Raw genomic sequence first — 9,231 nt, 5'->3', positions numbered from 1 at the left:
ACTCATGATGAACCCTGTTCCATGGCTCCAGATGACAAACATGATCTCATATCAGGGACTTGTTCGCACCTTCCCTAATAACCCACTGTTTTTTGACGAAATTAGAGTTGGCACTCGCCCGTGGAAGGGAGAGAAAAAGGGCGTCCCAGTCAGTGCCCCTGAGGGCCTGAGCGTGCCAGCGCCGCGGCAATGGCGGTCATGGCGCTCCAGCGATTCTCGCACCAGGCGGGGGCCAGCAGGGTCGGGCGGCGCGCCGACGCCGAGACCCTGTGATAGACCACCTCGGGAGGCGTGTACTGGATCATGGCGACCGCCGCCGCCACATACTGCTCCATCGTCAACACATCCAGCCGTCCCGCCTGCCACGCCTTGCCAAGGGTGCTCCCCTCCACCACATGCAGTGGGTGAAGCTTGATCCCCTCGACGCCGGTCTCCACGATACGGTGCAGGGTTTCCAGGCTGTCCATCGGCACCTCGCCGGGCAGGCCGACGATGAGATGGGCACACACCTTGATGCCTCGCAGATGGGCTCGGGCAACGGCATCGGCATAAGCGGCATAGCCGTGACCCCGATTGATGCGTTGCAACGTCTTGTCGTTGGCACTTTGCAGCCCGAGCTCCAGCCACACCTCGTAGCCGCGGGCCTGATAACCTGCCAGCAGATCCAGCACCGCATCGGGTACACAATCAGGGCGAGTTCCGACGCAGAGCCCCACCATGTCGCTCACCGACAAGGCTTCTTCATACATGCGCTGAAGGTACTCCACTTCGGCATAGGTGCTGGTATAGGCCTGAAAGTAGGCCAGATAGCGCCTGGCCCGGGTCACCTCGTCCCGGCGTGCCAGCAGTTGCTGCACCACGGAGAGTTGCTGGGCCGACTCGTCGGCAAAGGAGGAGACATTGCAGAAAGTGCAGCCACCCCGGCCCAGGGTGCCGTCCCGGTTGGGGCAGGTAAAGGCCCCGTGAATGGAGAGTTTGTGGATCTTCTGGCCGTGGCGTTGCTTGAGATCCTGGCCAAATGTATTGATGAGTTCGTGTAACTGCATGACACCTCCGAAATGAGGTGTCATTCTAGCGACGCAGCCCGGCGGGCAGGCTGCGCTGGATCAATCCCGCTCCCTACCCAAAAATCATATAAATATTCACGTTAGATGCGATAAATACCCAACAGCCGGCATTCACGGTCACTTTTGACAACCTGTCACTCCTGCAACCTGGAGAAAAGTGTCATAACTTCTCGCCCATAACCGGCTGTAACTACTGAAAAAATCCTGTTTAGTCTGCTTATGGACAAATGCAAGACGCAGGATCCTGAAATGTGATCCCCGCCAAGCACACCAGAGATGACTTTGTAAAATTACTACAGTTTCCCGCCACCATGCAGTCAACCACCAAATCGTCCATAACCAGAATATAAAGCCAACAAACAAATAAAAGGCAGTCATAAATACACAAAAATGCTGATTGAGTCTCAAAAACCCACATTTTGTTATAGCGATGTAACATTGCAAACAAGCGGGATGTCCAATTGACCTTGCCCGAAAATCCCATTAGTTTGGAGATTCGCCACCTCAGGCGGACGGAACCACAAGAGCCAATCGCAATTTATGCAGTCTGTTGATGACAGTGCGATGGAAGGCCGAGCAAGGGAGAAATGCAATGTCACTATATGATCCAAAGCTGGAGAGGGATAACTGTGGCTTCGGCCTGTTGGCCCACATGGAAGGGGAAGCCAGCCACAAGCTTGTCCGTCTCGCGATGTCAGCCTTGGCTCGCATGCAGCACCGCGGCGGTATCTCCGCCGATGGCAAGACCGGCGACGGCTGCGGCCTGTTGCTGCAAAAACCCGACAGCTTCTTCAGAGCTGTCGCCGAAGAGAAGGGATGGCACCTGGGCCGCAACTACGCGGTCGGTATGCTGTTTCTCAACCCCGATCCCATCCTGGCCCAGGCCACTCGCGACATCATCGACGAGGAGCTGGAAAGAGAGACCCTGAGTCTGGTCGGCTGGCGCAAGGTGCCTATCGATACCAACGTACTCGGTTCCATCGCCAAGGCGTCCCTGCCCAGTATTGAACAGGTCTTTGTCAACGCGCCCCCGGGCTGGGTCGACAAGGATCTCGAGCGCCGCCTCTATATCGTGCGCCGCCGCATCGAGAAGCGCATCAGCGACGACTACTTCTATGTGGTCAGCCTCTCCAACCTGGTCACCGTCTACAAGGGACTGTGCATGCCGGTGGATTTGCCGCGCTTCTATCTGGATCTGGCCGACATCCGCATGCAGGCCGCCATCTGCGTGTTCCACCAGCGTTTCTCCACCAACACCAGCCCGCGCTGGCCGCTGGCGCAGCCGTTCCGCTACCTCGCCCACAACGGCGAGATCAACACCATTGCCGGCAACCGCCAGTGGGCCAAGGCGCGCAGCTACAAGTTCGCCACCCCGCTGATCCCGGATCTGCAAGAGGCCGCCCCCTTCGTCAACACCACGGGGTCGGACTCCTCCAGCCTCGACAACATGCTGGATCTCTTCCTGGCCGGCGGCATGGACCTGTTCCGTGCCATGCGCCTGCTGATCCCGCCTGCGTGGCAGAAGCACCCGAACATGGATGACGACCTGCGCGCCTTCTACGACTTCAACTCCATGCACATGGAGCCCTGGGACGGCCCGGCCGGCATCGTCATGACCGACGGTCGCTACGCCACCTGCGCACTCGACAGAAACGGTCTGCGTCCGGCACGTTACGTCATCACCAAGGACAAGTTCATCACGCTGGCCTCCGAAGTGGGCACCTGGGACTACACCCCGGACGAAGTGCTGGAGAAGGGCCGTGTCGGCCCAGGGGAGCTGTTCGTGGTCGATACCAGCAACGGCAAGATCTGGACCAGCTTCGAAATTGATGACGATCTCAAGAGCCGTCACACCTACAAGCAGTGGATGGACAAGCACTGCAAGCGCTTGGTGCCCTTCGAGCAGATGGACGATGCCAGCACGGGATCGCGGGAATTCCCGGATGACCGGCTCAAGACTTACCAGAAGCTGTTCGGCTACTCCTTTGAAGAGCTGGATCAGGTGATCCGCGTGCTCGGCGAGAATGGCCAGGAGGCGGTGGGCTCCATGGGGGACGACACCCCGATGGCGGTGCTCTCCTCCAGCCAGCGAACCCTGTACGACTACTTCCGCCAGATGTTCGCCCAGGTGACCAACCCGCCCATCGATCCCCTGCGGGAAAATCACGTCATGTCCCTGGCCACCTGTATCGGCCGCGAACAGAACGTGTTCAACGAGACCTTCGGCCACGCCCACCGGGTGCTGTTCCAGTCGCCGATCCTGCTCTACTCCGACTTCCATCAATTGTTGGCCCTGGAGGGGGAGCACTACCGCCATGCGGTGCTGAGCCTCAACTACCTGCCCGAAGAGGGGCTGCAAGCCGCCCTCGAGCGCCTCTGCCACGAGGCAGCTGAAGCGGCCCGCAGCGGCGCCGTGCTGCTGGTACTGTCAGACCGGGACATCAGCCCGGATACCCTGCCCATCCCGGCCGCCATGGCGGTAGGTGCGGTGCAGCGTACCCTGGTGGACAACAACCTGCGCTGCGACGCCAATATCCTGGTGGAGACCGCGAGCGTGCGCGACCCGCACCACTTCGCCGTGCTGCTGGGCTTTGGCGCCACCGCCATCTACCCCTATCTCGCCTACGAGACCCTCGCCAAGCAGGTAGAAGAGGGCGTGCTCAAGATGAGCCTGCGCCAGGCCATGCTCAACTACCGCAACGGCATCAACAAGGGCCTCTACAAGGTGATGTCCAAGATGGGCATCAGCACGGTGGCAAGCTACCGCTGCTCCCAGCTGTTCGAAGCCGTCGGCCTCTCCAGGGCCGTGGTCGAACTCTGCTTCCGCGGCGTATCGAGCCGCATCCAGGGTGCCGACTTTGCCGACATCCAGCAGGATCAGATCAATCTGTCCCGTCTGGCCTGGCTCGGCCGCAAGCCGCTGACCCAGGGCGGCCTCTTGAAATTCGTCCACGGTGGCGAGTACCACACCTACAACCCGGACGTGGTGCAGACCCTGCAAGTGGCGGTGCGCTCCGGCAACTATGCCGATTACAAGGAGTATGCCCGTCTGGTGAACGAGCGCCCGGTCGCCACCCTGCGGGATCTGCTGTCGCTCAAACAGGGCACCACCCCGGTTGCGCTGGATCAGGTGGAGCCAGCCGCCAGGCTGTTCCCCCGCTTCGACTCCGCGGCCATGTCCATCGGCGCCCTCGGCCCTGAAGCCCACGAGGCCCTGGCCATCGCCATGAACCGCCTCGGCGGTCAGAGCAACTCCGGCGAAGGCGGTGAAGATCCCAAGCGTTTTGGTACCGAGAAGAACTCTCGCATCAAACAGGTGGCTTCCGGTCGCTTTGGCGTCACCCCTCACTACCTGATGAACGCGGACGTGGTGCAGATCAAGGTCGCCCAGGGTGCCAAGCCCGGTGAGGGTGGCCAGCTGCCCGGTGACAAGGTCACCGCGCAAATCGCCCAGCTGCGCTACTCCGTACCCGGCGTGACCCTGATCTCACCGCCGCCGCACCACGACATCTACTCCATCGAGGATCTGGCCCAGCTCATCTTCGACATCAAGCAGATCAACCCGAACTGCCTGGTGTCGGTGAAACTGGTGTCCGAACCTGGCGTCGGCACCATCGCCTGTGGCGTGGCCAAGGCTTATGCGGACTTCATCACCGTCTCCGGCTACGACGGCGGCACCGGCGCAAGCCCGCTCACCTCGGTCAAATACGCCGGCTCTCCCTGGGAGCTGGGCCTGGCCGAAACCCAGCAGGCGCTGGTGGCCAACGGCCTGCGCCACAAGGTGCGTCTGCAGGTGGATGGCGGTCTCAAGACCGGTCTCGACATCATCAAGGCGGCCATCCTCGGCGCCGAGAGCTTCGGTTTCGGTACCGGCCCCATGGTGGCACTCGGTTGCAAATACCTGCGTATCTGCCACCTGAACAACTGCGCCACCGGCGTCGCCACCCAGGATGAGAAGCTTCGCCGCGAACACTTCACCGGCCTGCCGGAAATGGTGATGAACTACTTCAAGTTCATCGCCGAGGAGACGCGCGAGCTGATGGCCGAGCTTGGCGTCACCCAGCTCACCGACCTCATCGGTCGTACCGACCTGCTGGAAGCCCTGCCCGGCCTCACCGCCCGTCAAGCCAAGCTGGACTTGTCCGGCATCCTGGCGGCCCCGGTTGCACCGGCAGGCTCCAGTCTGTTCAGCCAGCAGCACAACCCCACCTTCGACAAGGGGCCCTTGAACCTCAAGATGGTGGAAGACCTGCTGGACGCGGTGGAAAACATGAGTGGCGGCGAGTTCCGCTACGACATCCGCAACACCGACCGCTCCGTGGGTGCGCGTCTGTCCGGCGAAATCGTCAAGCGCCACGGCAACCAGGGCATGGCGGCCGATCCGGTCAAGGTGCACTTCAACGGCACCGCCGGCCAGAGCTTCGGCGTCTGGAACGCCGGTGGCCTTGAGATGATCCTCACCGGGGATGCCAACGACTACGTGGGCAAGGGGATGACCGGCGGCAAGCTGGTGATCAAACCCCACGTCGGCGTGGCGTTCAAATCCCACGAGGCGGCCATCATCGGCAACACCTGCCTCTATGGCGCCACCGGCGGCAAGCTCTATGCCGCAGGGACCGCCGGCGAGCGGTTCGCGGTGCGCAACTCAGGGGCCTTGGCGGTGGTCGAGGGGATTGGCGACAACGGCTGTGAATACATGACAGGCGGCATCGTCACCGTGCTCGGCAAGACCGGTGTCAACTTCGCGGCGGGCATGACAGGCGGTTTTGCCTACGTGCTCGACGAGTGCGGCAACTTTGCCAAGCGCACCAACCCCGAGCTGGTCGAACTGCTGGAGGTGGCGGATCTGGCCATCCATCAGGAGCACCTGCGCGGTATCATCACGGCGCACCTCAATGAGACCGGCAGCTCGCGCGCCGAGGAGATCCTGGCCAACTTCGACTCCTATGTGCCCAAGTTCAGGCTGATCAAACCCAAGTCCAGCGACGTCAAATCGCTGCTTGGCCACACCAGCCGTTCCAGTGCAGAACTCAGAATCCAGGCGCAATAAGGAGGGAACCCTATGAGCCAGAACGTATTCCAGTTTATCGATGTCCAGCGGGTCGACCCGCCCAAGAAGCCGCTCAAGATCCGCAAGATCCAGTTCGTGGAGATCTACGAGCCCTTCAACCAGGCCCAGGTCGGCATGCAGGCAGATCGCTGCCTCGACTGCGGCAACCCCTATTGCGAGTGGAAGTGCCCGGTACACAACTACATCCCCAACTGGCTGAAGCTGGCCAACGAGGGACGCATTCTGGAGGCGGTGGAGCTCTCCCACCAGACCAACAGCCTGCCGGAGGTATGTGGCCGCGTTTGCCCGCAAGACAGACTGTGTGAGGGTGCCTGCACCCTCAACGACAGATTCGGCGCCGTGACCATCGGCAACATCGAAAAGTACATCACCGACAAGGCCTTCGAGATGGGCTGGCGCCCGGATCTCTCCAAGGTGGTCAAGACCGACAAGCGGGTCGCCGTCATTGGCGCGGGCCCCGCGGGCCTTGCCTGTGCCGACGTGCTGGCACGCAATGGCGTCACCCCTGTGGTGTTCGACAAGTACCCGGAGATAGGTGGCCTGCTCACCTTCGGTATCCCCTCCTTCAAGCTGGAGAAAGAGGTGATGCAGCGCCGCCGCGAGATCTTCGAGGGGATGGGAGTGGAGTTTCGTCTCGAGACCGAAGTGGGCCGTGACGTCACCTTCGCCGATCTGCTCGGCGAGTTCGATGCGGTCTTCCTCGGGGTCGGCACCTACAAGTACATGAAGGGCGGCTTTGCCAACGAAGAGGCGCCGGGGGTCTACGACGCCCTGCCCTACCTCATCTCCAACGCCAATCGCTTGCTGGGCTTCGAGAAGGCGCAAGCCGATTACATCGACTTCGCCGGCAAGCAGGTAGTGGTGCTGGGGGGCGGCGACACCGCCATGGACTGCGTGCGCACCGCCATCCGCCAGGGGGCCGATCGGGTGATCTGTGCCTACCGCCGGGATGCCGAGAACATGCCGGGCTCCAAGCGGGAGGTGAAAAACGCCCAGGAGGAAGGGGTGGAATTCATGTTCAACCTCCAGCCCATCGGCGTGGAGCTGGACGCCCACGGCCGCACCTGCGGCATCAAGGTGGTGAGCACAGAGCTCGGCGCCCCCGATGCCAATGGCCGCCGCAATCCGGTAGTCATTGAAGGCTCCGAGCAGGTGCTGCCCGCCGATGCGGTGGTGATGGCGTTCGGCTTCCAGCCCAACCCCCAGCCCTGGATGGCAGAGCACGGCGTCGAGCTCGACGGCCGGGATCGCATCAAGGCGCCCGAGAAGGCCGAGTACGCCTTCCAGACCAGCAACCCCAAGGTGTTCGCCGGTGGTGACGCGGTGCGCGGCTCGGATCTGGTGGTAACCGCCATCTATGAGGGTCGCAAGGCGGCCGAAGGGATCATGGACTACCTGGCCGTGTGATCTGCCGTCGCAACCACGCTGTCATGCAAACAGCCCCGCTCGTGCGGGCAATGCTGTTCAGATAAGCACATTTTTGACTAATTATTCATAAATGCGACTTGAGTTGGGGGAGCAAGGCTGTTTCCAGTCGATGTTCCTTCAGCCTTTATCCAGCGTGGCTTGCAATAGAAAGAGGGAGGCATCATGCCTCCCTCATTTTTAGCCCTGATACTACGTGGACTGGAACTCAAATTCTCTTAAGTGAACAGCATTGCGCTCGTGCGGGGCTGTTTTTTATCTCGCTCTCAATCCGCCAGAACCGGCTAGATACTCCAGCTCTCCGGCAGCCGTTCGGTGAGGGTGGAGATGTATTCGAAGGTACGCGCCCGCTTGGGGGTGGTGAACATCTGGCGCGCACTGCCCGCCTCCACCACCTCCCCGGCCTCCAGGAAGATCACCTGCTGCGCAATCTGGGCCGCCAGGCGCAAGTCATGGGTGGCGATCAGCATGGTAGTCCCCTCACTGGCCAGCTGGCGCAGCACGGCCACCACCTCCTGGGCAAGCTCGGGATCCAGTGCCGAGGTGGGCTCGTCACAGAGCAGCACCTTGGGGGATGGCGCCAGCGCCCGGGCAATGGCGACCCGCTGCTGCTGACCGCCGGAGAGGGTGGCAGGCACCGCCTCGGCCTTGTGCCTGAGCCCCACCTTGTCGAGCAGTTGCAGGGCGCGCGCCACTGCCCTCTCCCTGGGCCACTTCAACACGGTCACCAACCCTTCCATCACGTTCTCCAGCACCGTCATGTGCGGGAACAGCTGGAAATTCTGGAACACCATGCCGGTCTGCTGGCGCAGGGCCTGCACGCTTTGCCGTGACAGATGCCGGGTAAAGTCGAGCTCGCTGCCCCCCAGCACCAGCTGGCCTGCATCGGGTCGCTCCAGCAGGTTCACGCAGCGCAGCAAGGTACTCTTGCCGCTGCCGGAGGGACCGATCAGGGCGGTGACGCTGCCCGCGGCCATCGCCAGCCCCACCCCTTTCAACACGCGCTGCCCCGCAAACTGTTTCTCGATGCCACTCAAGCGGATCATAGGGCGACCTCCCGGGTCTCTTTGTGAGCCAGTCGCTGCTCCAGCCTGTCTTGCAGGGTGGAGAGCACCGAGCTGAACATCAGGTAGATGAGGGCCGTCTCGATATAGAGAATGAGCGGCTCATAGGTGACGGAGGCGAGGCGCTGGGCCGCCTGAAACAGCTCGGGCACGGTCACCGCCGCCGCCAGCGACGTGTCTTTGACCAGGGAGATGAAGGTGTTGGAGAGCGGTGGCACCGCGATGCGCGCCGCCTGCGGCAGGATCACCCGCCACATGACCTGGGGCCAGTTCATGCCGATGGAGTAGGCTGCCTCTGGCCGCCAGGGTGGCACGAATGATCTCCGAGCTGTAGGGCACCGATGTTGAGGGTGAAACCGATGACGGCGGCGGTGAAGGCGTCAAGCACGATGCCGGCGCTCGGCAGACCGTAAAAGATCAGAAACAGCTGCACCAGCAGGGGCGTGCCCCGAATAAGCCAGACATAGAAGCGGACCAGTATCACCAGCGGAGCCGGACCATATAATCTGGCCAGCGCCACCGACAAGCCAGGGCGGGAGCACACTTTGTTGATATTTTAACCAAAGAATAACTGAGCCCGATAGTCGTCATTCCAGCCGGCTCT

6 protein-coding genes are annotated in these 9,231 nt (G+C 61.8%); 2 read left to right on the top strand and 4 right to left on the bottom strand.

The features are described 5' to 3' along the window. Positions 1-149: 149 nt before the first annotated feature. Positions 150-1,046, bottom strand: coding sequence for a TIGR01212 family radical SAM protein (locus tag OKC30_RS17970; RefSeq protein WP_270809727.1), 897 nt, complete (start codon positions 1,044-1,046; stop codon positions 150-152). Positions 1,047-1,659: 613 nt separating this feature from the next. Between OKC30_RS17970 and gltB the strand changes: the two genes are divergently transcribed. Then, positions 1,660-6,117, top strand: a complete 4,458-nt coding sequence (gene gltB, locus OKC30_RS17965; protein ID WP_010675168.1) for a glutamate synthase large subunit — start codon at positions 1,660-1,662, stop codon at positions 6,115-6,117. 12 nt (positions 6,118-6,129) lie between these two features. Next, on the top strand, positions 6,130-7,545 hold the full coding sequence (locus OKC30_RS17960; protein WP_041214964.1) for an FAD-dependent oxidoreductase: 1,416 nt from the start codon (positions 6,130-6,132) through the stop codon (positions 7,543-7,545). A 302-nt stretch (positions 7,546-7,847) separates the two neighbouring features. Here the strand turns inward: OKC30_RS17960 and OKC30_RS17955 are convergent, their stop codons facing one another. The 3 genes from OKC30_RS17955 to OKC30_RS17945 are packed head-to-tail and all read right to left on the bottom strand — an operon-like array spanning position 7,848 to position 9,111. Continuing rightward, positions 7,848-8,609 carry an amino acid ABC transporter ATP-binding protein gene (locus tag OKC30_RS17955; RefSeq protein WP_160839226.1) on the bottom strand — a complete coding sequence of 254 codons (762 nt, stop codon included), beginning with the start codon at positions 8,607-8,609 and terminating at the stop codon, positions 7,848-7,850. Beyond that, positions 8,606-8,941, bottom strand: a complete 336-nt coding sequence (locus tag OKC30_RS17950) for an ABC transporter permease subunit (RefSeq protein WP_270670426.1) — start codon at positions 8,939-8,941, stop codon at positions 8,606-8,608. The genes OKC30_RS17955 and OKC30_RS17950 overlap by 4 nt, the downstream gene beginning before the upstream one ends. Beyond that, positions 8,899-9,111 (bottom strand): ABC transporter permease subunit, encoded by a 213-nt coding sequence (locus tag OKC30_RS17945; RefSeq protein ID WP_270809228.1) that lies wholly within the window; start codon positions 9,109-9,111, stop codon positions 8,899-8,901. Before OKC30_RS17945 ends, OKC30_RS17950 begins: the two co-directional genes overlap by 43 nt. Positions 9,112-9,231 lie beyond the last annotated feature (120 nt).

This window comes from Aeromonas sp. QDB18, assembly GCF_027705325.1.
GTDB lineage: Bacteria > Pseudomonadota > Gammaproteobacteria > Enterobacterales > Aeromonadaceae > Aeromonas > Aeromonas caviae.
The sequence above is the reverse complement of the archived record's forward strand: the minus strand, read 5'-3'. Positions and strand labels throughout refer to the sequence as shown.